25 protein-coding genes and 1 pseudogene are annotated in these 25,465 nt (G+C 69.9%); 17 read left to right on the forward strand and 9 right to left on the reverse strand.

Features of this window, described 5'->3' with window-relative positions; all coding sequences use genetic code 11:
- Positions 1–287: 287 nt before the first annotated feature.
- Positions 288–1,940 carry a glucose-6-phosphate isomerase gene (pgi, locus tag ACZ45Z_RS21340; RefSeq protein ID WP_468364829.1) on the forward strand — a complete coding sequence of 551 codons (1,653 nt, stop codon included), beginning with the start codon at positions 288–290 and terminating at the stop codon, positions 1,938–1,940.
- An 86-nt stretch (positions 1,941–2,026) separates the two neighbouring features.
- Here the strand turns inward: pgi and pgl are convergent, their stop codons facing one another.
- Genes pgl through tkt form a run of 5 tightly spaced genes read right to left on the reverse strand, consistent with a single transcriptional unit; the run spans position 2,027 to position 8,650 of the window.
- Positions 2,027–2,809, reverse strand: coding sequence for a 6-phosphogluconolactonase (pgl, locus tag ACZ45Z_RS21345; RefSeq protein ID WP_468364549.1), 783 nt, complete (start codon positions 2,807–2,809; stop codon positions 2,027–2,029).
- Positions 2,806–3,840 carry a glucose-6-phosphate dehydrogenase assembly protein OpcA gene (gene opcA, locus ACZ45Z_RS21350; protein ID WP_468364552.1) on the reverse strand — a complete coding sequence of 345 codons (1,035 nt, stop codon included), beginning with the start codon at positions 3,838–3,840 and terminating at the stop codon, positions 2,806–2,808. The genes pgl and opcA overlap by 4 nt, the downstream gene beginning before the upstream one ends.
- The gene (gene zwf / locus ACZ45Z_RS21355; RefSeq protein ID WP_468364554.1) at positions 3,837–5,360 is read right to left on the reverse strand and encodes a glucose-6-phosphate dehydrogenase; all 1,524 of its coding nucleotides are present in this window, start codon (positions 5,358–5,360) and stop codon (positions 3,837–3,839) included. Before zwf ends, opcA begins: the two co-directional genes overlap by 4 nt.
- A 4-nt stretch (positions 5,361–5,364) precedes the next feature.
- Positions 5,365–6,507: a transaldolase gene (gene tal / locus ACZ45Z_RS21360; RefSeq protein WP_468364556.1), complete on the reverse strand. Its 1,143-nt coding sequence runs from the start codon at positions 6,505–6,507 to the stop codon at positions 5,365–5,367.
- Between the two features lie 34 nt (positions 6,508–6,541).
- Positions 6,542–8,650: a transketolase gene (gene tkt / locus ACZ45Z_RS21365; protein WP_468364559.1), complete on the reverse strand. Its 2,109-nt coding sequence runs from the start codon at positions 8,648–8,650 to the stop codon at positions 6,542–6,544.
- A gap of 454 nt (positions 8,651–9,104) precedes the next feature.
- On the opposite strand from tkt, the gene ACZ45Z_RS21370 reads away from it, so the two are divergent.
- The 3 genes from ACZ45Z_RS21370 (at position 9,105) to ACZ45Z_RS21380 (ending at position 11,649) form a co-directional block, all read left to right on the forward strand.
- On the forward strand, positions 9,105–10,085 hold the full coding sequence (locus ACZ45Z_RS21370) for a heme o synthase (protein WP_468364561.1): 981 nt from the start codon (positions 9,105–9,107) through the stop codon (positions 10,083–10,085).
- A gap of 24 nt (positions 10,086–10,109) precedes the next feature.
- Positions 10,110–10,478 carry a hypothetical protein gene (locus tag ACZ45Z_RS21375; RefSeq protein ID WP_468364563.1) on the forward strand — a complete coding sequence of 123 codons (369 nt, stop codon included), beginning with the start codon at positions 10,110–10,112 and terminating at the stop codon, positions 10,476–10,478.
- 133 nt (positions 10,479–10,611) lie between these two features.
- Positions 10,612–11,649, forward strand: coding sequence for an amidohydrolase (locus ACZ45Z_RS21380; RefSeq protein ID WP_468364565.1), 1,038 nt, complete (start codon positions 10,612–10,614; stop codon positions 11,647–11,649).
- A 23-nt stretch (positions 11,650–11,672) separates the two neighbouring features.
- On the opposite strand, the gene ACZ45Z_RS21385 is transcribed toward ACZ45Z_RS21380, so the two are convergent.
- From ACZ45Z_RS21385 to ACZ45Z_RS21395, 3 genes are all read right to left on the reverse strand, one after another.
- A complete protein-coding gene (locus ACZ45Z_RS21385; protein ID WP_468364567.1) occupies positions 11,673–12,659 on the reverse strand; it encodes a COX15/CtaA family protein in 987 nt (328 codons plus the stop codon).
- A gap of 96 nt (positions 12,660–12,755) precedes the next feature.
- Positions 12,756–13,544, reverse strand: coding sequence for an ABC transporter permease (locus ACZ45Z_RS21390; protein ID WP_468364570.1), 789 nt, complete (start codon positions 13,542–13,544; stop codon positions 12,756–12,758).
- A complete protein-coding gene (locus tag ACZ45Z_RS21395; protein WP_468364573.1) occupies positions 13,541–14,467 on the reverse strand; it encodes an ABC transporter ATP-binding protein in 927 nt (308 codons plus the stop codon). The genes ACZ45Z_RS21390 and ACZ45Z_RS21395 overlap by 4 nt, the downstream gene beginning before the upstream one ends.
- Before the next feature lie 362 nt (positions 14,468–14,829).
- Between ACZ45Z_RS21395 and ACZ45Z_RS21400 the strand changes: the two genes are divergently transcribed.
- From ACZ45Z_RS21400 to ACZ45Z_RS21460, 13 genes are all read left to right on the forward strand, one after another.
- Entirely contained in the window at positions 14,830–15,627 is a 798-nt protein-coding gene (locus ACZ45Z_RS21400) for a helix-turn-helix transcriptional regulator (protein WP_468364832.1), read from the forward strand.
- Positions 15,624–17,045 carry a Fe-S cluster assembly protein SufB gene (gene sufB / locus ACZ45Z_RS21405; RefSeq protein WP_468364576.1) on the forward strand — a complete coding sequence of 474 codons (1,422 nt, stop codon included), beginning with the start codon at positions 15,624–15,626 and terminating at the stop codon, positions 17,043–17,045. The genes ACZ45Z_RS21400 and sufB overlap by 4 nt, the downstream gene beginning before the upstream one ends.
- Positions 17,046–17,106: 61 nt before the next feature.
- A complete protein-coding gene (sufD, locus tag ACZ45Z_RS21410) occupies positions 17,107–18,327 on the forward strand; it encodes a Fe-S cluster assembly protein SufD (protein ID WP_468364578.1) in 1,221 nt (406 codons plus the stop codon).
- Complete coding sequence (locus ACZ45Z_RS21415; RefSeq protein WP_468364581.1) at positions 18,324–18,653, forward strand: non-heme iron oxygenase ferredoxin subunit; 330 nt, start codon at positions 18,324–18,326, stop codon at positions 18,651–18,653. The genes sufD and ACZ45Z_RS21415 overlap by 4 nt, the downstream gene beginning before the upstream one ends.
- 7 nt (positions 18,654–18,660) lie before the next feature.
- Positions 18,661–19,425: a Fe-S cluster assembly ATPase SufC gene (gene sufC / locus ACZ45Z_RS21420; RefSeq protein WP_468364583.1), complete on the forward strand. Its 765-nt coding sequence runs from the start codon at positions 18,661–18,663 to the stop codon at positions 19,423–19,425.
- Positions 19,422–20,678: a cysteine desulfurase gene (locus tag ACZ45Z_RS21425; protein WP_468364586.1), complete on the forward strand. Its 1,257-nt coding sequence runs from the start codon at positions 19,422–19,424 to the stop codon at positions 20,676–20,678. Before sufC ends, ACZ45Z_RS21425 begins: the two co-directional genes overlap by 4 nt.
- A 15-nt stretch (positions 20,679–20,693) precedes the next feature.
- Positions 20,694–21,152, forward strand: coding sequence for a Fe-S cluster assembly sulfur transfer protein SufU (sufU, locus tag ACZ45Z_RS21430; RefSeq protein ID WP_468364589.1), 459 nt, complete (start codon positions 20,694–20,696; stop codon positions 21,150–21,152).
- Positions 21,149–21,496: a metal-sulfur cluster assembly factor gene (locus ACZ45Z_RS21435; protein ID WP_468364592.1), complete on the forward strand. Its 348-nt coding sequence runs from the start codon at positions 21,149–21,151 to the stop codon at positions 21,494–21,496. Before sufU ends, ACZ45Z_RS21435 begins: the two co-directional genes overlap by 4 nt.
- Before the next feature lie 95 nt (positions 21,497–21,591).
- On the forward strand, positions 21,592–21,957 hold the full coding sequence (locus tag ACZ45Z_RS21440) for a VOC family protein (protein ID WP_468364594.1): 366 nt from the start codon (positions 21,592–21,594) through the stop codon (positions 21,955–21,957).
- A gap of 101 nt (positions 21,958–22,058) precedes the next feature.
- Entirely contained in the window at positions 22,059–23,048 is a 990-nt protein-coding gene (dapD, locus tag ACZ45Z_RS21445) for a 2,3,4,5-tetrahydropyridine-2,6-dicarboxylate N-succinyltransferase (RefSeq protein ID WP_468364596.1), read from the forward strand.
- A gap of 742 nt (positions 23,049–23,790) precedes the next feature.
- The gene (locus ACZ45Z_RS21450) at positions 23,791–24,222 is read left to right on the forward strand and encodes a hypothetical protein (RefSeq protein ID WP_468364599.1); all 432 of its coding nucleotides are present in this window, start codon (positions 23,791–23,793) and stop codon (positions 24,220–24,222) included.
- Between the two features lie 573 nt (positions 24,223–24,795).
- The gene (locus tag ACZ45Z_RS21455; protein WP_468364602.1) at positions 24,796–25,041 is read left to right on the forward strand and encodes a hypothetical protein; all 246 of its coding nucleotides are present in this window, start codon (positions 24,796–24,798) and stop codon (positions 25,039–25,041) included.
- Positions 24,930–25,226 (forward strand): phosphohydrolase, encoded by a 297-nt coding sequence (locus ACZ45Z_RS21460; protein WP_468364605.1) that lies wholly within the window; start codon positions 24,930–24,932, stop codon positions 25,224–25,226. Before ACZ45Z_RS21455 ends, ACZ45Z_RS21460 begins: the two co-directional genes overlap by 112 nt.
- Here ACZ45Z_RS21460 and ACZ45Z_RS21465 read toward each other — a convergent pair.
- Positions 25,214–25,405 (reverse strand): annotated as a pseudogene (locus ACZ45Z_RS21465) (NUDIX hydrolase); the annotation flags it as partial. The gene ACZ45Z_RS21460 and the pseudogene ACZ45Z_RS21465 sit on opposite strands and share 13 nt — an antisense overlap.
- Positions 25,406–25,465: the final 60 nt, after the last annotated feature.

Raw genomic sequence — 25,465 nt, forward strand, 5'->3', positions numbered from 1 at the left:
TGGTGGGGAGGGGCTCGGGGGGGGACACTTAAAAGAGCGGTGGGGGAGAGGGAGAGAAAACAAAACCACAAAACCCCACCCGAAGGCAGGAACCACCCCCCCCCCCCCCCCGGGCCGGTCGCGTGCGGTGCGGCCGCCACCGCGCGGGCCGCGGTGGCTCCGCCACCCGTCCGCCACCTGTCCGACAGCTCGTCTTCCGAGAGCGGACAGGCACCTCATACCGCGCTCTGATCAATTAGGTTGGAGCATGGCGGGGCCGGTACGAGATGAGAAGGCTGATGTCCGAGATGAACGCAGAAGGCCGCAGCAGGCTCGACCAGATGCCTGAGTGGACCGCGCTGAGCAAGCACCGTGAGCAACTGGGGGAGGTGCATCTGCGGGAGCTGTTCGAGCAGGACCCGGGCCGCGCCGAGCGCTACACCCTCCGGGTCGGCGATCTGCACCTGGACTACTCCAAGCACCTGATCACCGACGACACGCTGCGGCTGCTGCGCGAGTTGGCCACGGCCCGCGGGGTGACCGCGCTGCGCGACGCGATGTTCCGCGGCGAGAAGATCAACATCACCGAGGACCGCGCCGTCCTCCACACCGCGCTGCGCGCCCCCGGCTCCACGGTCATCAAGAGCGACGGCGTCAACGTCGTCCCCGCGGTGCAACACGTCCTGACGAAGATGGGCACCTTCTCCGACCGGGTGCGTTCCGGTGACTGGAAGGGGCACACCGGCAAGCCCATCACCACGGTCGTCAACATCGGTATCGGCGGCTCGGACCTGGGCCCGGCCATGGCCTACGAGGCGCTGCGCGCCTACACCCACCGGGACATGCGCTTCCGCTTCGTCTCCAACGTCGACGGCGCCGATCTGCACGAGGCCCTGCGCGACCTGGACCCGGCCGAGACGCTGTTCATCATCGCGTCCAAGACCTTCACCACGATCGAGACGATCACCAACGCCGTCTCCGCCCGGAACTGGCTGCTGACCGGGCTGCGGGCCGGGGAAGACGCCGTGGCCAAGCACTTCGTGGCGCTGTCGACCAACACCGAGAAGGTGACGGAGTTCGGCATCAACCCGGACAACATGTTCGAGTTCTGGGACTGGGTCGGCGGCCGCTACTCCTACGACTCCGCGATCGGCCTGTCGCTGATGATCGCGATCGGCCACGACCGGTTCCGCGAGATGCTGGCCGGCTTCCACCTCGTCGACGACCACTTCCGCTGCGCGCCGCCGGAGGAGAACGTCCCGCTGCTGCTGGGCCTGCTCGGCGTCTGGTACGGCAACTTCTTCGACGCCCAGTCGCACGCGGTGCTGCCCTACAGCCACTACCTCTCGAAGTTCACCGCCTATCTCCAGCAGTTGGACATGGAGTCCAACGGCAAGTCCGTGGACCGCGAGGGCAACCCCGTCTCCTGGCAGACCGGCCCCGTCGTGTGGGGCACGCCCGGCACGAACGGCCAGCACGCCTACTACCAACTCCTGCACCAGGGCACGAAGATGATCCCGGCCGACTTCATCGGCTTCGCCGAGCCGGTCGCCGACCTCCAGCCCGGCCTGGTCGCCCAGCACGACCTGCTGATGGCCAACCTCTTCGCGCAGGGCCAGGCGCTCGCCTTCGGCAAGACGCCCGAGGAGGTGCGCGCCGAGGGCGTGGCCGAGGAACTGGTGCCGCACAAGACCTTCCAGGGCAACCGCCCCTCGACCACCATCCTCGCCAGGGAGCTCAGCCCGTCCGTGCTGGGCCAGTTGATCGCGCTGTACGAGCACAAGGTGTTCGTCCAGGGCGCGGTGTGGAACATCGACTCCTTCGACCAGTGGGGCGTCGAGCTCGGCAAGGTCCTCGCCAAGCGGGTCGAGCCGGCGCTGACGGACGGCGCGCCGGTGCCGGGCCTGGACGCCTCCACGGCCGGACTGGTCGCCAAGTACCGCGAGCTGCGCGGCCGTTGACCGAAAGGCGCGCCCCGGGCGCGCACGGCCGAACGGCAGCGGCCCCGCCCTCCTGAAGGAGAGCGGGGCCGCTGCCGTTCGCGGTTCTACGCCGACGCCGGCGGGTACAGGTCGCGCGGCAGCCGGGACGCCGCCGCCCCGTCCAGCAGCCACAGCGTCCGGCTGCGGCCGCGCGCGCCGGCGGCCGGGGCCTGGACCTCGCCCGCCCCCGACAGCGCGATGGCCGCGGCCCCCGCCTTGTCCTCACCGGCCGCCAGCAGCCAGACCTCCCGGGCCGCGCGGATCGCGGGCAGGGTCAGCGAGACGCGGGTGGGCGGCGGCTTGGGCGCGCCGTGCACCGCGACCACCGTCCGCTCGGTCTCGCGTACGCCGGGCAGTTCGGGGAAGAGGGAGGCGACATGGGTGTCCGGGCCGACCCCCAGCAGCAGGACGTCGAAGGACGGCACCGGGCCGTGGTCCTCGGGCCCCGCGGCGGCGGCGAGTTCGGCCGCGTACGCCGCCGCGGCAGCTTCCGGGTCATTGCCGAACGGGCCCCCCGAGGGAGCCATCGGATGCACGCGGGCCGGATCCAGCGGCACGCTGTCCAGCAGCACCTCGCGGGCCTGGGTGTGGTTGCGCTCCGGGTCGCCCTCCGGCAGGAACCGCTCATCGCCCCACCACAGGTCCAGGCGCGACCAGTCCACCGCGTCCCGGGCGGGCGCCTCGGCGAGCGCCGCGAGCAGCCCGTTGCCGTTGCGCCCGCCGGTCAGGACCACCGAGGCGGAACCGCGCGCGGACTGGGCGTCGACGATCTTCGTGATCAGCCGGGCCGCCGCGGCCTTCGCCATCAGCTCCTTGTCGCGGTGGACGACGACCTGCGGAGCGCTCACTTGGCCGCCGCCTTCTTGGCGGGCGCCTTCTTCGCCGTGGGCTCGGCCGGGCCGCTCTTCTCGCCGGCCGGCGCCTCGGCGGCGGGCGCGGCCACCGGCTCGCCCGGCCCGGTGAGCCGGTCCACGCCGTACCTCAGCGAGGTGGCGTAGGTGTCGTCCGGGTCCAGCCGCCGCAGCTCCTCCGCGAGCAGCTCGGCCGTCTCGCGCCGCTTGAGCGCCACCGCGCGGTCGGGCTGGCCGCGCATGGAGAGCGTGGCGAGCGAGCCGTCGGGCCGGTGCAGCACGATGGGCCCGCAGCTCGTCTCCATCCGTACGGCCGTGAGGCCGGGGCCGGCCGACAGGCTGCGCTTGACGGGCACGCCCAGCCGGCTGGCGAGCCACATGGCCAGCAGCTCGCAACTGGGGTTGAACTCCTCGCCCTCGACCTCGGCCGAGGTGACCGTGCACGGGGCCTGGTCCAGCGCCGCCGCCAGCATCGAACGCCAGGGGGTGATGCGGGTCCACGACAGGTCGGTGTCGCCGGGGGTGTACGTCTCGGCGCGGCCGGACAGTTCCTGGGCGGGCTGCTCGGCGGAGTAGGCGTCGGTGACCCGCCGCTGGGCCAGCGCGCCGAGCGGGTCCTTCGCGGGATCCATCGGGGAGTTGACCGGCCACCAGACCACGACCGGGGCGTCCGGCAGCAGCAGCGGCAGCACGACGGACTGGGCGTGGTCGATCGCCTCGCCGTACAGCCGCAGGACGACCGTCTCGCCGGTGCCGGCGTCCGTGCCGACCCGTACCTCGGCGTCCAGGCGCGCCTTGGCGCGATCGCGCGGCGACCGGCTGACCCGCTTGATGACGACGAGGGTGCGCGAGGGGTGCTCGCGGGAGGCGTCGTTGGCCGCCTTCAGGGCGTCGTAGGCGTTCTCCTCGTCGGTGACGATGACGAGGGTCAGCACCATGCCGATGGCGGGGGTGCCGACGGCCCGACGGCCCTGGACCAGCGCCTTGTTGATCTTGCTGGCCGTGGTTTCCGTCAGATCGATCTTCATGGGCGACGCCAGCTCCGTCCGTCTCGTGCGAGCATTTCGTCCGCCTCGACGGGGCCCCAGGTCCCCGCCGGATACTGCGCGGGCTTGCCGTTCTTGTCCCAGAACTCCTCGATCGGGTCGAGGATCCGCCAGGACTGCTCGACCTCTTCCAGCCGCGGGAAGAGGTTGGCGTCGCCCAGCAGCACGTCGAGGATCAGCCGCTCGTACGCCTCGGGGCTGGACTCCGTGAAGGACTCGCCGTACGCGAAGTCCATCGAGACGTCCCGCACCTCCATGGAGGTGCCGGGCACCTTGGAGCCGAACCTGACGGTCACGCCCTCGTCCGGCTGCACGCGGATGACCAGGGCGTTCTGCCCCAGCTCCTCGGTGGCGGTGTGGTCGAAGGGGGAGTGCGGGGCCCTTTGGAAGACCACCGCGATCTCGGTGACGCGGCGGCCCAGGCGCTTGCCGGTACGCAGGTAGAAGGGGACGCCCGCCCAGCGGCGGTTGTCGATCTCCAGCTTGATCGCGGCGTAGGTGTCGGTCTTCGACTTGGGGTCGATGCCGTCTTCCTGGAGATAGCCGACGGCCTTCTCGCCGCCCTGCCAGCCCGCGGCGTACTGCGCGCGGACCGTCTCCTTGCCGAGGTCCTTGGGGAGCCGGACGGCGCCCAGCACCTTGGTCTTCTCCGCCACCAGCGCGTCCGCGTCGAAGGAGGCGGGCTCCTCCATCGCGGTCAGCGCGAGCAGTTGGAGGAGGTGGTTCTGGATGACGTCCCGGGCGGCGCCGATGCCGTCGTAGTAGCCGGCCCGGCCGCCGATGCCGATGTCCTCGGCCATCGTGATCTGGACGTGGTCGACGTAACCGCGGTTCCACAGCGGCTCGAACATCGTGTTGGCGAACCGCAGCGCCATGATGTTCTGGACCGTCTCCTTGCCCAGGTAGTGGTCGATCCGGAAGACCTCGTTGGCCGGGAAGACCTCGTGGACGATCCGGTTGAGCTCCTGGGCGCTCTCCAGGTTGTGCCCGAAGGGCTTCTCGATGACCGCGCGGCGCCAGGAGTCCTCCTTCTGGTCGGCCAGCCCGTGCTTCTTGAGCTGCTGGACGACCTTGGGGAAGAACTTCGGCGGCACGGAGAGGTAGAAGGCGAAGTTGCCGCCGGTGCCCTGGGCCTTGTCGAGCTCGTCGATCGTCGCCTTGAGCGTCTCGAAAGCCTCGTCGTCGTCGAAGTTGCCCTGCACGAAGCGGCATCCCTGGACGAGCTGCTGCCAGACCTCCTCGCGGAAGGGGGTCCGCGCGTGCTGCTTGACGGCTTCGTAGACCTCCTGGGCGAAGTCCTCGTTCTCCCACTCGCGGCGGGCGAAGCCGATGAGCGAGAAGCCCGGCGGGAGCAGGCCGCGGTTGGCCAGGTCGTAGACCGCCGGCATCAGCTTTTTACGTGACAAATCGCCCGTGACGCCAAAGATGACCAGGCCGGACGGCCCCGCGATACGCGGGAGCCGCCGGTCCTGTGCGTCACGCAGCGGATTGCTGCTGGTCAATTCCTCAGGCCTCCGAAGGAGAAAGGCGCTTGAGCTCCGCCTCGGTGGACTTGAGCAGGTCGTTCCAGGCCGCCTCGAACTTGTCGACGCCCTCGTCCTCCAGGAGCTGCACGACGTCGTCGTACGAGATCCCGAGCTTCGCCAGCGCCTCGAGGTCGGCCTTGGCCTGCGCGTACCCGCCGCGCACGGTGTCACCCGTGATGCGGCCGTGGTCGGCGCTGGCCTCCAAGGTGGCCTCCGGCATGGTGTTGACCGTGCCCGGGGCGACCAGCTCGTCGACGTACAGCGTGTCCTTGTAGGCCGGGTCCTTGACGCCGGTCGAGGCCCACAGCGGACGCTGCCTGTTGGCGTGCGCCTTGTCGAGCGCGGCCCAGCGCTCGGACGCCTCGGTGGAGCCGTCGGCGGAGCCGAAGACCTCCTCGTACGCCTGGTAGGCGAGACGGGCGTTGGCCAGGGCGGCCTTGCCCTTGAGGGCCTTGGCCTCGTCCGTGCCGAGCTTCTCCAGGCGCTTGTCGATCTCGCTGTCCACCCGCGAGACGAAGAACGAGGCCACGGAGTGGATCTTGGAGAGGTCCAGGCCGGCGGCCTTGGCCTTCTCCAGGCCCGCGAGGTAGGCGTTCATGACCTCGCGGTAGCGCTCCAGCGAGAAGATCAGCGTGACGTTGACGCTGATGCCCCGGCCGATGACCTCGGTGATCGCCGGCAGGCCGGCCTTGGTCGCCGGGATCTTGATAAGGGTGTTGGGGCGGTCCACCAGCCACGCGAGCTGCTTGGCCTCGGCGACCGTCGGCTCGGTGTGGTGCGCCAGGCGCGGGTCGACCTCGATGGAGACCCGGCCGTCCTGGCCGCCGGTGGCGTCGTAGACCGGCCGCAGGATGTCGGCGGCGTCCCGCACGTCCGCGGTCGTGATCATGCGGAGGGCTTCCTCGACGGTCACCTTGCGGGCCGCGAGGTCGGCGAGCTGCTGGTCGTAACCGTGCCCGTCCGAGATCGCCTTCTGGAAGATCGACGGGTTGGTGGTGACGCCGACGACGTGCTGCTGGTCGATCAGCTCGGCGAGGTTGCCGGACGTGATGCGCTGGCGCGACAGGTCGTCCAGCCAGATCGCGACGCCTTCGTCGGAGAGGCGCTTGAGTGCGTCTGTCATGGGTTCTGCATCTCCTACTTGTCGTGGACGGGCGTCAGCGCGCGGCGGCTTCGAGCGAGTCGCGCGCGGCGGCGGCCACCGCGTCGGCGGTGAAGCCGAACTCGCGGAAGAGGACCTTGGCGTCGGCCGACGCGCCGAAGTGCTCCAGCGACACGATGCGGCCGGCGTCACCGACGAAGCGGTGCCAGGTCAGACCGATGCCGGCTTCGACGGCGACACGGGCCTTGACGGACGGGGGAAGGACGCTCTCGCGGTAGCTCTGGTCCTGCTCGTCGAACCACTCGACCGACGGCATCGACACCACGCGGGTGGGCACACCCTCGGCCTGGAGCTGCTCGCGCGCCGCGACGGCGAGCTGTACCTCGGAGCCGGTACCGATCAGGACCACCTGCGGCTCGGCCTGCTGCCCGTCGGAGGTCTCGGCCTCGAAGAGCACGTAACCGCCCTTGGCGGCGTCGACGGTGGCCTCGGGGCTGTAGGTGGGAACGCCCTGGCGGGTCAGCGCGAGACCGTGCGGGGCCCCGACGCCGAACTCCTTGGTGTACCGCTTGAGGATCTCGCGCCACGCGACGGCGGTCTCGTTGGCGTCGGCCGGGCGCACGATGTTCAGACCCGGGATGGCGCGCAGCGAGGCCAGGTGCTCGACCGGCTGGTGGGTCGGACCGTCCTCGCCCAGGCCGATGGAGTCGTGCGTCCACACGTACGTCACCGGCAGGTGCATCAGGGCCGACAGCCGGACGGCGTTGCGCATGTAGTCGGAGAACACCAGGAAGGTGCCGCCGTAGACGCGGGTGTTGCCGTGCAGCGCGATGCCGTTCATCTCCGCGGCCATGGAGTGCTCGCGGATGCCGAAGTGGATCGTGCGGCCGTACGGGTCGGCCTCCGGCAGCGGGTTGCCCGCCGGGAGGAACGACGAGGTCTTGTCGATGGTGGTGTTGTTCGAGCCCGCGAGGTCGGCGGAGCCGCCCCACAGCTCGGGGATGACGGCGCCGAGCGCCTGGAGCACCTTGCCGGACGCGGCGCGGGTGGCCACGGCCTTGCCGGTCTCGAACACCGGGAGGTGGTCCTGCCAGCCCTCGGGCAGCTCGCCCGCGGCGATGCGGTCGAACTCGGCGGCGCGCTCGGGGTTGGCGGTGCGCCAGGCGGCGAACGCCTTCTCCCACTCGGCCTTGGCGTCGCGGCCGCGGTCGAGGGCGGCGCGGGTGTGCGCCAGGACCTCGTCGGAGACCTCGAAGGACTTCTCCGGGTCGAAGCCCATCACGCGCTTGGTGGCGGCGACCTCGTCGTCACCCAGCGCCGAGCCGTGCGCGGCCTCGGTGTTCTGGGCGTTGGGAGCCGGCCAGGCGATGATCGAGCGGGCCGCGATGAACGACGGGCGCTCGGTCTCGGCCTTGGCGGCCAGCAGCGCCTCGGCCAGGCCGGCCGGGTCCAGGTCGCCGTTGGGGAGCTGGTCGACGCGCTGGACGTGCCAGCCGTACGCCTCGTAGCGCTTGAGGGTGTCCTCGGAGACCGCGGTCTCGGTGTCGCCCTCGATGGAGATGTGGTTGTCGTCCCACAGGAGCACGAGGTTGCCGAGCTTCTGGTGGCCCGCGAGGGAGGACGCCTCGGCGGAGATGCCCTCCTGGAGGCAGCCGTCACCGGCGATGACCCAGATGGTGTGGTCGAAGGGCGAGGTGCCCGGCGCCGCCTCGGGGTCGAACAGGCCGCGCTCGTAGCGGGCCGCCATCGCCATGCCCACGGCGTTCGCGACACCCTGGCCCAGCGGGCCGGTCGTGGTCTCCACGCCGGTGGTGTGGCCGTACTCGGGGTGGCCGGGGGTCTTCGAACCCCAGGTGCGGAAGGCCTTGAGGTCGTCCAGCTCCAGGCCGTAGCCGGCGAGGTAGAGCTGGATGTAGAGGGTCAGGCTGGAGTGTCCGGCGGAGAGCACGAACCGGTCGCGGCCGGTCCAGTCCGCGTCCGCGGGGTCGTGCCGCATGAGCTTCTGGAAGAGAAGGTAGGCGGCCGGAGCCAGGCTCATGGCCGTACCCGGATGGCCGTTACCGACCTTCTGCACGGAATCCATGGCCAGGACACGGACGGTATCTACGGCCCGCTGGTCCAGCTCGGTCCACTCGAGATCTGTGGTGGTCGGCTTGGTGCTCACCCTGAGTCAGGGCTCCTCTCCACATGTCGAATGCCACGGACGGTATGTCCGCCAGGCGGTGTCGAGCCTACCCCTGCGAGTGCGTGCGTCTTTTCGACGCTCAGTCGGTGTTTTCGGCGCTCAGTCGGTGGGACGGCGCCACGGCGGCCCGTGGCTTTGGGCAACTAAATCCGGACTTCACGTATTCCCGGCCGGGGGGTGAGGATGCCCCGCGGACGGCCGGGCCGCGCAGGGGTCCGCCTTGCGCACGTGGGCACCGACGCGGACGAAGGAGCGGCCCCCGCGCCGGTGGACCGGCGCCCAACACGACCGCACCCCCGCGAAGATCGCCGTATGGCCAGCGTCTAAAGTGGCGTGGTACGCGCAAGCATCAACCGGTTTCTTCATGGCCGGCAGGGCTTGCTGGCCTTATCTCCGCGGCGCCGAGCCGCTGATGTTACTTCCAGGGGTGTGCGTGACGGCCGTCGAATCCCGTCCTGCGGGGGGTGCCTCCCGTGCCGTTCAGGCCAAGGGGGAGCTTTCCTCGGTCCCCGGGAGTCCCGGCGACCGGCCGTTCCCGGCCCGCGTCAAGGCGTTCGTGGCGCTGACCAAGCCACGCGTCATCGAATTGCTGCTGATGACGACGGTGCCGGTGATGTTCCTGGCGGCCGGTGGCGTTCCCGACCTGTGGCTGGTGCTCGCCACCTGCGTCGGCGGCTATCTCTCCGCCGGCGGCGCGGGCGCCTTCAACATGTACATCGACCGCGACATCGACGCCCTGATGGACCGCACCTCCCAGCGACCGCTGGTGACGGGCATGGTCTCGCCCCGCGAATGCCTGGTGTTCGCCACCACCCTCGCGGTGGTCTCCACCGCCTGGTTCTGGTTCCTCGTCAACCCGCTGTCGGCGATGCTGTCGCTCGGGGCGCTGCTTTTCTACGTCGTCGTTTACACGATGATCCTCAAGCGGCGCACCGCGCAGAACATCGTCTGGGGCGGAATCGCGGGCTGCATGCCGGTCTTCATCGGCTGGTCGGCCGTGACGAATTCGGTCTCCTGGGCCGCGCTGATCCTCTTCCTCGTCATCTTCTTCTGGACGCCGCCGCATTACTGGCCGCTGTCGATGAAGGTCAAGGACGACTACGAGCGGGTCGGCGTGCCGATGCTGCCGGTCATCGCGGGAAACAAGGCCGTGGCCCGCCAGATCGTCGCCTATAGCTGGGTGATGGTCGCCGTCTCCCTGCTCCTGCAGCCGCTGGGCTACACCGGTTGGTTCTACACCGCGGTCGCCCTGGCCTGCGGTGCGTTCTGGCTCAAGGAGGCGCACGGACTCCAGTCCCGCGCCAAGGCCGGGATCACGGGCGCGGCGCTCAAGGAGATGCGGCTCTTCCACTGGTCCATCACCTATGTCTCGCTGCTCTTCGTGGCCGTCGCCGTGGACCCCTTCCTTCGTTGATTACCGATGGGTAGCATTCTGTCCATGGCAGACACCCAGCAGGCGGACGAGCAGGTGGCGGCGGACGGCGCGAAGGCCGTGAAGCGGGCCGGCAGGCGCACGGCCAAGCTCGCCAAGGAGATCCGCGCCTTCGCCGGCGCGCACGGCGGCAGCGCCGAGGGTCAGCTCGCGCACATCGGCCGCGGTCGCGTCCGTATCGCCCTCGTCGGCGCCGACGGCCAGTGGGGCAATCTCGTCGCGGACACCCTCACCGACGCCCAGAAGGCCGCGGAGCAGGCCGGCCTCGCACTCCAGGACGAATTCGACGGCGAGCTCGCCGCGAAGGTCCGCACCGGCCCCTACGAGTGGTCCCGGATGGCAGGCATCCAGGTGGGCGGCCCCGCCAACCCCTGAGGCCCCGCCAGGCGCGCGCTCCGGCCTCCCGCGCCGGGCCCGGAGCCCGCTACCTGACCACCTCCTCCTCCGTTAAGCCCACCAGGCGCGGCGCTTCGGCCGCGGCGGGTGGGCTTGGGGTGAGGAGGAGCGGATGGACGGGTTTCCGCCGCTCATCGATCAGTACAGCCACGGCGCGGCGCACGGCGAGCTCGGCCTGGGATCGTTCGAGACGCATCTGGCCGCCGCGGCCGGCGCCCACGGCCCCGCGCCCGCCGGCACCACCTACTTCGACAGTTGGACCGGCATCGCGGTCCGCCGCTGGTGCCCGCCGCTGCTCGGCCTGGAACCGCACTGCCCGCCCGCCCGCTATCTGGCCCGGCGGCGCGAGATCGGCGCCTACCTCGCCGGCCGCCTCCTGCTGCGCGGCGCCGGCATCGGCACGTTCCTGCTGGAGGCCGGCGCCCCCAGCGATCTGACCTCGGCCGCCGAACTCGCCACCGCCGCCGAGGCCCGCGCCCACGAGGTCGTACGCCTCGAACCGCTCGCCGAGCAGGTCGCCGACACCTCCGGCAGCGTCGACTCCTTCATCGGCTACACCGCCGAGGCCGTGTACGCGGCGGCCCAGCACGCCACCGCCTTCGCCTCCGGGGCCACGCACTGCGACGGGCACCCCCCGGCGGCCGGCGAGGTGCGGCGCGCCGCGGAGCGCTGGCTGCGCGACCGCCGGCCGGGGCAGCGGCTCGACGAGCCGGCCCTGGTGCGGCATCTGCTGTGGAGCGCGGTGGCGACGGGCCTTCCGGTGCAGTTGCACTGCCCCGACCCGCGGCCGCTGGCGGGCTTCTTGCGGGCCACGACCGGCCTCGGGGCGGATCTCGTGCTGCTGCCGGGGGCGCCGCACCACCGGCGGGCGGCGCAGTTCGCCGCCGCGCACGCCCATGTCTACGCCGACGCCGGACCGGACCCGCGCGAGACCCTCGGCCAGGCCCCGTTCGGCAAGCTGCTGTTCTCCTCGGGCGCGCGCGGTCTGGCCGAGCTCTACGTGACCGGCGCGCGGTTCTTCGCCCGCAACATGGAACGCGTGGTCCGCGAGTGGACCGACGAGGGGCTGTGCGCCGCGGCGGACGGACGGCGGATCACCGAGATGATCGGCTCGGGGACGGCCCGGCGGGTCTACCGCCTGGAGACGTAGCGGACGCGACGGGCCCGGATCGGTTAGGCGCCGGCCGCCGGCTGGGGCTCCAGCGCCTCGGGCGCGGCGGCGGGCGCCGGCACGACCGGCACCGGGCCGCGCTCGCGCAGGCTCAGGACGACCCGCAGGACGGCGATCCACAACAGGGCCGAGCCGAACATGTGCAGCCCGACGACGATCTCGGGAAGCCCCAGGAAGTACTGGGTGTAGCCGATGACGCCCTGGAAGAGGAGGCAGCCGAACAGCTCCAGTACCGCGCGGCGGGGCGCGGCGGGCGCCTTGACGGCCCGCAGGGTGAACCACAGGGCCACGGTCAGGCCGACGACGATGTAGACGAAGTCGACGTGGAGCTGGGTGATCTCCTGCCAGTCCAGCGGAATCCGGTGGACCTTCTTCGCGTCGCCCGCGTGCGGCCCGGTGCCGGTGACGACCGTCCCGACGAGCGTCAGGACGCCGGTCGCCACCACCAGCACCCAGGAGAGCTGGCGCACCGGGCGGGCGACCAGGTCCCGCGGCTCCTCGTCGCCCTCGGCCGCCCGCCGCCAGGCCACCACCGAGACGGTGAGCAGGGCGGTGGTGAGCAGGAAGTGGGAGCTGACGATGTAGGGGTTCAGGCCGGTCAGGACGGTGATGCCGCCGACGACGGCGTTGCCCATCACGATCCAGAACTGCGCCCAGCCCAGCCTGGTCAGCGAACGGCGCCGCGGCTCGCGCGCCCGGGCGGCGATGATGAACAGGCCGACGAACGCGCACAGCACGTACGTCAGCATGCGGTTGCCGAACTCGATCAGGCCGTTGATGCCCATCGCGGCGGTCGGCGTCAGGCTGTCCGGCGTGCACCGCGGCCAGGTGGAGCAGCCCAGACCGGACTGCGACAGCCGCACCGCGCCGCCGGTGATGACGATGACCACGGCCATGACGACGGTGGCGAGCGCGGCGCGCCGGACGAAGCGCGCGGACGGCTGCCAGTGGCGGGCGATCAGCTCAAGGGGATTCAGCGTGTTCGGCACCCGGCCATCGTAGGCGGCCTCTTGTGCAAACTTTCACGAGGGGTGCGTATCGCTACGGAACCACCCGAGCCGCCCGCCGCACGCCCGCCCGGGCGGCTACTCCCAGCGGAAGAAGCGGGCCGCCGCGCCGAGACCCAGCGCCGCCCAGACCGCCAGGATGCCCAGGTCCGGCCAGGGGATGCCAGCGCCGTGCTGGAGGACGTCGCGCAGCCCGTCGGACAGTGCCGTGATCGGCAGCAGCCCCAGCACGGTCTGCGCGGCCTCCGGGAACTTCTCCAGCGGGACGATGACGCCCCCGCCCACCAGCAGCAGCAGGAAGACCAGGTTGGCGGCGGCCAGCGTCGCCTCGGCCTTGAGCGTGCCGGCCATCAGCAGACCGAGGCCGGAGAACGCGGCGGTGCCCAGCAGGAGCAGCAGGACGACGGAGAGGGGGTTGCCGTGCGGGGACCAGCCCAGGGCGAAGGCCACGGCCGTCAGCAGCGCGATCTGGAGGATTTCGGTGACCACCACCGCGCAAGTCTTGGCGGCCATCAGGCCCCAGCGGGGCAGCGGCGAGGCTCCCAGCCGCTTGAGCACGCCGTAGCGCCGCTCGAAGCCGGTGGCGATGGCCTGGCCGGTGAAGGCGGTGGACAGCACGGCGAGGGCCAGAATGCCGGGCGCCAGGAAGTCGACGGACCGGCCGCCGCCACCGGCCGTGTCGGTGGGCACGGCGATGATGTCGACGGCGGAGAACAGCACCAGCAGCAGGGTGGGGATCACGACGGTCAGCAGGAGCTGCTCGCCGTTGCGCAGCAGCATCCTGGTCTCCAGGGCCGCCTGGGCGCGGATCATCCGGGGCAGCGGGGCCGCTCCCGGCCGCGGGGCGAACGTACCGGTGGCGGTCATGCGCGCAGCTCCTTGCCGGTCAGCTCCAGGAAGACGTCCTCCAGAGTGTGCCGTTCGACGGCTATCGCGTCGGGCATCACGCCGTTCTGCGCGCACCAGGAGGCGACGGTGGCCAGCAGTTGCGGGTCGACCTTGCCCTGGACGCGGTAGACGCCGGGGGTGAGTTCGGCGGCCACGCTGTCGGTGGGCAGGGCCGTGAGGAGCGAGGCGACGTCCAGGCCCGGCCGGCCGGTGAAGCGCAGGGTGTTCTCCGCGCCGCCCCGGCACAGGTCCTCCGGGCTGCCCTGGGCGATGACCCGGCCGCCGTCGATGATCGCGACGTCGTCGGCGAGCTGCTCGGCCTCGTCCATGAAGTGGGTGGTCAGTACGACACCGACGCCGTCCTGGCGCAGTTCGCGGACGAGGTCCCAGGTGGCGCGCCGGGCCTGCGGGTCGAGGCCGGCGGTCGGCTCGTCGAGGAAGACCAGTTCGGGGCGGCCGACGACGGCCATGGCCAGCGCCAGGCGCTGCTGCTGTCCGCCGGACAGCCGCCGGTAGGCCGTGCGGCCGCAGCCGCCCAGGCCCAGGCGGTCGATGAGGACGTCCACGTCGAGGGGGTGGGCGTGCAGGGTGGCGGTGTGCCGCAGCATCTCCTCGGCCCGGGCGCCCGGGTAGACGCCGCCGGACTGGAGCATCACGCCGATCCGCGGCCGCAGCGCCGCGGCGTCCGCGAGCGGGTCCAGGCCCAGGACGCGGACGGTGCCGGCGTCGGGGCGGCGGTAGCCCTCGCAGGTCTCGACGGTGGTGGTCTTGCCGGCGCCGTTGGGGCCCAGGACGGCGGTCACGGTGCCCCGCGCGACGGTCAGGTCGAGCCCGTCGACGGCGGTTTCCGCCCCGTATCGCTTGACCAGGCCGACGACCTCGACGGCAGGCTCGGTTCGCATGCCGGGCAGTCTACGGAGAGTGGCGTGCCGGACGTGAACGGGGGTTTGGCCGCCGTCCGCCCGCCCAGGGCCCCGGCCGGGGCTTCTTCGTCTTTCCGTAGGCTTCGAAGCGCCGGGTCGTCAGGGTGGCGGTGCCCGCAGCCGCGAATTTCGGGCGGTGACGAGCGGGGCGCGGCCGGTCGGCGAGTGCGTCGTCGTGCCTGGTGGGGGCCGGGACGGCCGCCAGAATTAGGTAACCCTAAGTGATCGAGGCCACCCGTCCGTGATCTGGACGAGGGTTGTATCGCTCCGACGAATTACGCAACAATGGCGTTGTGAAATACGCGAGCGAGGATCAAGGAGGGCCCGTGGTCGAGACCGCCATGGCGCCGGCCACCTCCGCGCCCGAGATCACCGCACGGGCCGGGCGGGCCGCGCACTCCGCCGCTCCCTCACCCCACGACGAACAGCAGGGCACCCGCAACAAGGTCGCCCGCTCCATTCTCGACCACGGTCCGTCCACCGCGGCCGAACTCGCCCTGCGCCTGGAGCTGACCCAGGCCGCGGTCCGCCGTCATCTCGACGCGCTGGCCGCCGAGGGCGTCGTAGAGCCCCGCGAGAAGCGGGTCTACGGAGCCCGTGGCCGGGGCCGCCCGGCCAAGGCCTTCGCCCTCACCGACTGCGGGCGGGACGCCTTCGACCAGGCTTACGACGAGCTGGCCGTCGACGCGCTGCGCTGGATCGCGCAGAGCGCGGGCGGCGGCGAGAAGGGCGAGGCGGCGGTCGCCGCGTTCGCCCGCGCCCGGCTCGCCACCCAGGCCGAGGGCTACCGCCGGGCGGTCGAGGCGGCCGAGCCCGAGGCCCGCACCCAGGCCCTTGCCGAGGCGTTGACCGCGGACGGGTACGCTGCTACGGCGCGCAGCGCGCCCAATTCCCAGCTCGGTGAACAGCTCTGCCAGCACCACTGCCCGGTCGCCCATGTCGCCGAGCGGTACCCCCAGCTATGCGAGGCGGAGACCGAGGTCTTCTCCCGTCTGCTGGGGACGCACGTACAGCGTCTCGCCACCATCGCCCACGGCGACGGGGTGTGCACGACCTTCATCCCGAAGGCCGGCAGGGCCGGACGCGCCACCAAGACCACCACAGCATCTGCAAGCACGGCCGGGAGGAACCCCGCATGACGCTCCCCACGGAGACTGCTCACCCCGAGCTCGAGGGCCTGGGCAAGTACGAATACGGCTGGGCCGACTCCGACGTGGCCGGCGCCGCTGCCAAGCGCGGTCTTTCCGAGGCCGTCGTCCGCGACATCTCGGGCAAGAAGAACGAGCCGGAGTGGATGCTCAAGCTCCGCCTTAAGGGCCTGCGGCTGTTCGACAAGAAGCCCATGCCCAACTGGGGCTCGGACCTGTCGGGCATCGACTTCGACAACATCAAGTACTTCGTCCGCTCCACGGAGCAGCAGGCCGCCTCCTGGGAGGACCTGCCCGAGGACATCAAGAACACCTACGACAAGCTCGGCATCCCCGAGGCGGAGAAGCAGCGCCTGGTCGCCGGTGTCGCCGCGCAGTACGAGTCCGAGGTCGTCTACCACCAGATCCGCGAGGACCTGGAGGAGCAGGGCGTCATCTTCCTGGACACCGACACCGCGCTCAAGGAGCACCCGGAGCTCTTCCAGGAGTACTTCGGCACGGTCATCCCGGTCGGCGACAACAAGTTCGCGTCGCTGAACACCGCGGTGTGGTCCGGCGGCTCGTTCATCTACGTCCCCAAGGGTGTCCACGTCGACATCCCGCTCCAGGCCTACTTCCGGATCAACACCGAGAACATGGGCCAGTTCGAGCGGACGCTGATCATCGTCGACGAGGACGCCTACGTCCACTACGTCGAGGGCTGCACGGCGCCGATCTACAAGTCGGACTCGCTGCACTCCGCGGTCGTCGAGATCATCGTGAAGAAGGGCGGCCGCTGCCGCTACACGACGATCCAGAACTGGTCGAACAACGTCTACAACCTGGTGACCAAGCGCGCCGTCGCCTACGAGGGCGCGACCATGGAGTGGGTCGACGGCAACCTCGGCTCCAAGGTGACCATGAAGTACCCGGCGGTCTACCTCATGGGCGAGCACGCCAAGGGCGAGACCCTGTCCATCGCCTTCGCGGGCGAGGGCCAGCACCAGGACGCCGGCTCCAAGATGGTCCACATGGCGCCGAACACCTCCTCCAACATCGTCTCCAAGTCGGTGGCGCGAGGCGGCGGCCGCACCTCCTACCGCGGCCTGGTCGAGATCGGCGAGGGCGCCGCGGGCTCCAAGTCCAACGTGCTGTGCGACGCGCTGCTGGTGGACACCATCTCCCGCTCGGACACCTACCCCTACGTCGATGTCCGCGAGGACGACGTGTCCATGGGCCACGAGGCGACCGTCTCCAAGGTCAGCGAGGACCAGCTCTTCTACCTGATGGCGCGCGGCCTGACGGAGTTCGAGGCCATGGCGATGATCGTGCGCGGCTTCGTCGAGCCGATCGCCCGTGAGCTGCCGATGGAGTACGCGCTGGAGCTCAACCGGCTGATCGAGCTGCAGATGGAAGGCTCGGTCGGCTGACGCCCGCCTCCCCACGCAGCGACTGACTCCCTGATTGCAGAAAGAGAGCACGACGACAGCCATGGCTGAGGCTCAGAACTCCCCCACTCTCGGCTCCGCGCGAGCGGGGGGACCCCCACCGGCCGGTTCCACGACCACCGGCTCCATCGCGGTGGCCGCGGAGTCCACCGTCGCCACGAGGATGAGCGCCCCGCCGTCCTTCGACGTGGCGGACTTCCCGGTGCCGCACGGCCGCGAGGAGGAGTGGCGCTTCACGCCCCTCGCGCGCCTGCGGGGCCTCCACGACGGCACCGCCGTCGCGGGCGGCGCCGATCTGAAGATCGACATCAGCGCTCCCGAGGGCGTCACCCACGAGCTGGTCGACCGCGCCGACCCCCGGGTCGGCAAGGCCGGCAAGCCCGTGGACCGCGTCGCCGCGCAGGCGTACAGCTCCTTCGAGAAGGCCTCGGTCGTCACGGTCCCCAAGGAGACCGTGCTCCCCGAGCCCATCCGGATCACCGTGCACGGCGAGGGCGGCACCGCCTTCGGCCACCAGGTGATCGAGCTGGGCGCGTTCGCCGAGGCGGTCGTCGTGATCGACCACACCGGTGACGCCGTCCTCGCCGCCAACGTCGACTTCCTCCTCGGTGACGGCGCCAAGCTGACCGTCGTCTCCGTCCAGGACTGGGACGACGACGCGGTCCACGTCGGGCAGCACAACGCCCTGGTCGGCCGGGACGCCACCTTCAAGTCCGTGGTCGTCACCTTCGGCGGGGACGTCGTCCGCCTCCACCCGCGCGTCACCTACGCGGCGCCCGGCGGCGAGGCCGAGCTCTACGGCCTGTACTTCACCGAGCGGGGCCAGCACCAGGAGCACCGCCTCTTCGTCGACCACGAAGCGGCCAACTGCCGCTCCAACGTCGTCTACAAGGGCGCGCTCCAGGGCCAGGACGCGCACGCGGTCTGGATCGGCGACGTCCTCATCCGGGCGTCCGCCACCGGAACCGACACCTATGAGCTCAACCGCAACCTCGTCCTCACCGACGGCGCGCGGGTCGACTCGGTCCCCAACCTGGAGATCGAGACCGGCGAGATCGTCGGCGCCGGCCACGCCTCGGCGACCGGCCGGTTCGACGACGAGCAGCTCTTCTACCTCATGGCCCGCGGCATCCCGGCCGACGAGGCCCGCCGGCTGGTCGTTCGCGGCTTCTTCGCCGAGCTGGTCCAGCAGATCGGGCTCCCGGACGTCGAAGAGCGTCTGATGAGCAAGATCGAGGCCGAGCTGGAAGCGTCCGCGGTATGACGTACGTACGCGTAGCGGCGCTCGGCGAGCTGGCGGAGGACACCCCCAAGCGGGTGGAGATCGACGGCACGCCGGTCTCCCTCGTCCGCACCGAGGGCGAGGTGTTCGCGATCAACGACATCTGCTCGCACGCGAACGTCTCCCTCTCCGAGGGCGAGGTCGACGACTGTTCGATCGAGTGCTGGCTGCACGGCTCCAGCTTCGACCTGCGTACCGGCAAGCCGTCCGGCCTTCCCGCGACGCGCCCCGTCCCCGTATACCCCGTCAAGATCGAAGGAGAGGGCCCGGACGCATCCGTGCTCGTCTCCGTCACCCAGGAGTCCTGAGTTCCCCATGGCAACGCTTGAGATCCACGACCTGCACGTCTCCGTCGAAGCCGAGAACGGCCCGCGCGAGATCCTGAAGGGCGTCGACCTGACCGTGAAGCAGGGCGAGACGCACGCCATCATGGGCCCCAACGGCTCCGGCAAGTCCACCCTCGCCTACTCCCTCGCGGGTCACCCCAAGTACACGATCACCGGCGGCACCGTCACCCTCGACGGCGAGGACGTCCTGGAGATGTCCGTCGACGAGCGCGCCCGGGCCGGCGTCTTCCTCGCCATGCAGTACCCGGTCGAGGTGCCCGGCGTCTCCGTCTCCAACTTCCTGCGGACCTCGGCGACGGCCATCCGCGGCGAGGCCCCCAAGCTGCGGCTGTGGGTGAAGGAGGTCAAGGAGGCCATGGAGCGTCTCCAGATGGACCCCGCCTTCGCCGAGCGCAACGTCAACGAGGGCTTCTCCGGCGGCGAGAAGAAGCGCCACGAGATCCTCCAGTTGGAGCTGCTCCGCCCGAAGATCGCGATCCTCGACGAGACCGACTCCGGCCTCGACGTCGACGCGCTGCGCACCGTCTCCGAGGGCGTCAACCGCGTCCACGAGACCGGCGAGGTCGGCACCCTGCTGATCACCCACTACACGCGCATCCTGCGCTACATCAAGCCCGACCACGTCCACGTGTTCGCGAACGGCCGCATCGCCGAGTCCGGCGGCGCCGAGCTCGCCGACAAGCTGGAGGCCGAGGGCTACGAGGCCTACACGAAGGGTGGGGCGACCGCGTGACACAGATGCCGGGCCTCCTCGACACAGAGGCGATCCGTAAGGACTTCCCCCTCCTGGACCGCCTGGTCCACGACGGGAAGAAGGTCGTGTACCTGGACAACGCGGCGACCTCCCAGAAGCCGCGCCAGGTCCTCGACGCGCTGAACGAGTACTACGAGCGGCACAACGCCAACGTCCACCGCGGCGTGCACGTGCTCGCGGAGGAGGCCACGGCGCTGTACGAAGGCGCCCGTGACAAGGTCGCCGCCTTCATCAACGCGCCGAGCCGCAACGAGGTGATCTTCACCAAGAACGCCTCCGAGTCGCTCAACCTCGTGGCCAACATGCTCGGCTGGGCCGATGAGCCCTACCGCGTCGACCACGAGACCGAGATCGTCATCTCGGAGATGGAGCACCACTCCAACATCGTTCCCTGGCAGTTGCTCTCGCAGCGCACCGGCGCGAAGCTGAAGTGGTTCGGCATCACCGACGACGGCCGTCTGGACCTGTCCAACATCGACGAGATCATCACCGAGAAGACGAAGATCGTCTCCTTCACGCTGGTCTCCAACATCATGGGCACGATCAACCCGGTCGAGACGCTCATCCGGCGGGCCCAGGAAGTCGGCGCGCTGGTCTGCATCGACGCCTCGCAGGCCGCCCCGCACATGGTGCTCGACGTACAGGCGCTCCAGGCCGACTTCGTGGCCTTCACCGGCCACAAGATGTGCGGCCCGACGGGCATCGGCGTGCTGTGGGGCCGCCAGGAACTGCTGGAGGACCTCCCGCCGTTCCTCGGTGGCGGCGAGATGATCGAAACCGTCTCGATGCACTCCTCGACGTACGCGCCCGCGCCGCACAAGTTCGAGGCCGGTACGCCCCCGATCGCCCAGGCCGTCGGCCTCGGCGCGGCCGTGGACTACCTCTCCTCGATCGGCATGGACAACATCGCCGCGCACGAGCACGTGATCACCGAGTACGCCGTCAAGCGGCTGCTGGAGGTCCCCGACCTGCGCATCATCGGCCCCAACTCGGCCGAGGACCGCGGCGCGGCGATCTCCTTCACGCTGGGCGACATCCACCCGCACGACGTCGGCCAGGTGCTGGACGAGCAGGGCATAGCGGTGCGGGTCGGCCATCACTGCGCGCGGCCGGTCTGCCTGCGGTACGGAATTCCCGCGACCACGCGAGCGTCGTTCTATCTGTACTCCACGCCCGCCGAGGTCGACGCTCTGGTCGAGGGGCTGGAGCACGTCCGTAATTTCTTCGGATGAGGGACTGACTGAGCCGTGAAGCTGGATTCCATGTACCAGGACGTCATCCTGGACCACTACAAGCACCCCCACGGGCGCGGTCTTCGGGACGGCGACGCCGAGGTGCACCACGTCAATCCCACCTGCGGTGACGAGATCACGCTGCGGGTGCGGCTCGACGGCGCGACCATCGCGGATGTGTCCTACGAGGGCCAGGGCTGCTCCATCAGCCAGGCCAGTGCGTCGGTGCTCAACGACCTCCTGGTCGGCAAGCAGCTCGGGGACGCGCAGAAGATCCAGGAGACGTTCCTGGAGCTGATGCAGTCCAAGGGCCAGGTCGTCCCGGACGACGCGATGGAGGAGGTGCTGGAGGACGCGGTCGCGTTCGCCGGTGTCTCGAAGTACCCGGCGCGTGTCAAATGCGCCCTGCTCAGTTGGATGGCCTGGAAGGACGCCACGGCCAAGGCCCTCTCCGAGGAGGCGAAGACCGCATGACGGACACCCCCGAGAACACGATCGCGACCACCAAGCCGGCCACCGAGGAGGAGGTCCGCGAGGCCCTCTACGACGTGGTCGACCCCGAGCTGGGCATCGACGTCGTCAACCTGGGGCTGATCTACGGCATCCACATCGACGACGCCAACATCGCCACCATCGACATGACGCTGACCTCCGCGGCCTGCCCGCTGACCGACGTGATCGAGGACCAGGCGAAGTCCGCCACGGACGGCATCGTCAACGAGCTGAAGATCAACTGGGTCTGGATGCCCCCGTGGGGCCCGGACAAGATCACCGACGACGGCCGCGAGCAGTTGCGCGCGCTGGGCTTCAACGTCTGATCACCCGCACCGCGTGAGCGCGGCCCGGGGCGTGTCCGTGACACGCCCCGGCCCCGCACGGAAAACGGCCATGCCCGCCAGGCACACTGGCGGACATGGCCGTTTCGCTGTACCAGATCGCCGTCGACGCCCATGACATCAAGGCCCTCGCCACGTTCTGGGCGCGGGTCCTGGACTGGCGGGTGCTCTTCGAGGCGGACGACGAAGTCATCATCGGCTCCGCCGAGCACGCCCTGCCCGGCATCGTCTTCCTGCCCGTCCCCGAGGAGAAGGCCGGCAAGAACCGCCTGCACCTGGACCTGGCGCCGGACGACCAGGCGGCGGAGGTCGAGCGGATCACCGGCCTCGGCGCCCGGCGGGTGGACGTCGGGCAGGGCGACGACGTCTCCTGGGTGGTGCTGGCCGACCCCGAGGGCAACGAGTTCTGCGTACTGACGCCGAAGCGGACGCTGGTGGACTGAGGGCGGCCGTGCCGCGAGGCGTACCGCCACTCGTCCCAGCGGCCGTTTTGATCGCTGAGACCGGTTCGCCTCGGCGGGCGCCCTCCGGTTAGGTTTCGGATATGACCGATGCTGCTACTTCCCGTACCACCGGCGCCGTCGCCGCCGGGCTCGCCACCGTCACCTCCGACGGCACTGTTCTCGACACCTGGTTCCCGGCGCCCGCGCTGGCCGCCGCGCCCGGTCCGGCCGGCACCGAGCGGCTGACCGACGAGCGCGCCACCGAACTGCTGGGCGCCGCCGCGCTGAAGGCGATCGGTCCCGACCCGGTCCGTGACGTGGAGGTCGTGGCCGTCCGCACGGTCATCGCCTCCCTGGACGACAAGCCGCTGGACGCCCACGACGCGTACCTGCGCCTGCACCTGCTCAGCCACCGGCTGGTCAAGCCGCACGGCCAGAGCCTCGAAGGCATCTTCGGCCTGCTGGCGAACGTCGCCTGGACCTCGCTCGGCCCCGTGGCCGTCGACCAGGTGGAGACCGTCCGCCTCAACGCCCGCGCCGACGGGCAGCACCTCCAGGTCACCAGCATCGACAAGTTCCCGCGGATGACCGACTACGTCGCGCCCACCGGCGTGCGGATCGCGGACGCCGACCGGGTGCGGCTGGGCGCCCACCTCGCCGCCGGCACCACCGTCATGCACGAGGGCTTCGTCAACTTCAACGCCGGCACGCTGGGCACCTCCATGGTCGAGGGCCGGATCAGTGCGGGCGTCGTGATCGGCGACGGCACCGACATCGGCGGCGGCGCCTCCACCATGGGCACCCTCTCCGGCGGCGGCAAGCAGATCATCTCGATCGGCGAGCGCTGCCTGCTCGGCGCCGAGTCCGGCATCGGCATCGCCCTCGGCGACGAGTGCGTGGTCGAGGCCGGCCTGTACGTGACCGCCGGCACCCGCGTCACGCTGCCCGACGGCCAGATCGTCAAGGCCCTGGAACTCTCCGGCGCCGACAACATCCTCTTCCGCCGCAACTCCACCACGGGCGCCGTCGAGGCCCGCCCGAACAAGGCGGTCTGGGGCGGCCTGAACGACATCCTGCACAGCCACAACTGATCCCGGGTGGCCGTGACCTACGGCCGCCTTATCGATCAACGCCCTGACCTGCCGTCGAGCTGTCGGCACCTGTCGATGTTAGTCACCATTGAGCGCCCTTCCACGGCCCGAGGACGGCCCGTGGAAGGGCGCTCGTGTGGTAGCCCATGCGTTGAGCACCGAAGTGCGGAAGCCAGAACCTAAGCCTACGATTGAACTCAGGATTCGGCCGCCGAAGGAGGCTACGGTGTGTCGCGTCGATACGCTCGCCGAGACCGTGGGCAAGTTCCGTCTGTCGAACTCCACCATTGCACCTGGACCTTCTTCGGAGCTCTATCGCGTCGCTAATACGACCGAGAACTGGACCGGTCCGCAAATAAGCGAACGATTCGGCCCCCTTTTGCATTACACGCAAAATGCGTTCCGGCCGCTAATCGAGACCTACGGATTGGGAATGCCTGACCCGTGGGGCATGGATTACGGCGTCTACCTGACTCCGTCAATATATTCATCATGCATCGCCCCGTATCGACTCGCGCTGAATAAGCCTTGCGATCTCTGCGTCATCATAGATGTCGCCAGTATCAATGAACCGTGCTTCTGGGGCCCGCGGCTCTCCGTCCCGGAAGTGGGAACTCCCGCGCGCCTTAAAGGGATATGGGACGGAGGTGGCATAGAGATATACTGCTCGCAACGCATAAGCCCCGATAATCTGCACTACGAAGCCATTGAGCCATGCGGTGACGACGCCTAGGGGTTAAGGATGAAGGAGACGCCGTTCGCTGTAGCAAGTAGATGTCTGGACGCCGTTTCGGAGACTTTCATTGGCGACAAGCCGCAACTCGCTCGCGTCCTAAAATCCTGGGATGGTGACCAGGGGAAATGGGTGTGGCGTTACGCTGTGCGTGACGAGTGTTTCGCTGAAGTTGTCGCTATCTTCAAGCTGGAGCCGTTCCCGGTCGATATTGACACTACCACGGACGTATGGATTGACTTCTATGCGCAAGCACGCATTCCTTCCCGTGGGGAAAAAGAAAAGCGCGTAGCCGTCGTTCACGTTGGCGCTGATGACCTACCGGCGGACGAAGAGAGCCTGATGGCTGAAATAATTAGCGCGTTGCAAAGCGGAATGGACTCTGCTGAAAGTTGGATCGAGGAATCCGGTTCCTCAAAGGTCGACTCTCCGAGGATTTGAACTCAGCCTGGACCCCAGGCTGAGCCCCCGGCGCTGCTGGTTTTGCAAGTAGGTCGGTGGAGCGGCTTTGGGCTGGAGCTGCTTTGGGGCGAGTGATCATGGACCCGTAAGCTTCAGGCGCGTCGGGCAGTCTGTGGACCTGCCCGGTAAAGCACGACGTTGGGGCCATGATCTTAGAGGCTCGCCCCAAGGTGGCTGTCTAAAGCCGTGGAGCCGACCGCCCCAGCTACAGAGGGTTTGTCCCCACGATGTGCCCGCAGCCGCCGAGCGCGCCGCCGGGCGCGGCCAGTCGGGGCGGAGACAGGAGGCAGGCCGCGCCGCAGAGGCGGCGCGCGCCCGCGCCGTGCGCGGGCCTTGATGGAGTAGGGAAAGTCTTACCGCGCCATGCGCCTGGCCTGTCGCTCGTGGGCTGTCGGTGACCTGCTCGTTTCGGCTACGGTGCGATCTATGCCTTCTTGACTGGACACGCCCTAAGGCGCGGCCGAACTGGCCGAGTCGCTTCTGCCTCCGCTCGGGAATCGCTGGTTGCACACTCGGACCGTGGCGGCTCGGGCTCGCGAGGCATCGCCGGCCGTGTCCGAGGAAGACCGTGATCTGCTCGTCGCTGCAGCGTGGCTCCATGACATCGGCTGCGTCCCGGAGTTGAAGCAGACTGGTTTCCATCCCCTCGATGGCGCTCGCCACCTGGAGGGGCGCCGGTACGGCTCGTGCGCCTGGTCGCCCATCACTCCGGTGCCGTGTACGAAGCCGAACAGCGTGGCCTCACGGAGGGGCTGGCCGTGTACGAGCGGGAGGACTCTGCCGTCCTGGACGCGCTGATCTATGCCGACATGACGACCGGTCCCGCTGGGCAGTCCTTCGACTTCGATCGCCGTATCGACGAGATCCTGGAGCGCTACGAACCGGGGAGCGAGGTGCACAACGCCATCAGCAAGGCACGCCCATACCTCGGGGCCGCCGTGGAACGGACGCGGGCTCGCCTCGCCAGTGATCAGCCGATGTGAGGTTCCGGCCGGTTCGCAAGACCGTGATCGATCCGCATCCTCATCGAGGGGTGGATGTTCAGGCTGTCCAGCCGCTCGGGGTCGACGAACGCCACTTCCTTGCTCTCGCTGCTCGTCCGCAGCTCGCCGCCGATGATGCGGGCACGGAAGCAGCTCGAGAACAACTGAGCGCCGGCCCCGCGTGGCCCGCATCTCTTGCCGCTGAGCGTCCCGCTCCGCCCTTATGCGGGTCGGACGGG

It is taken from the genome of Streptomyces sp. NPDC031210 (assembly GCF_055570395.1).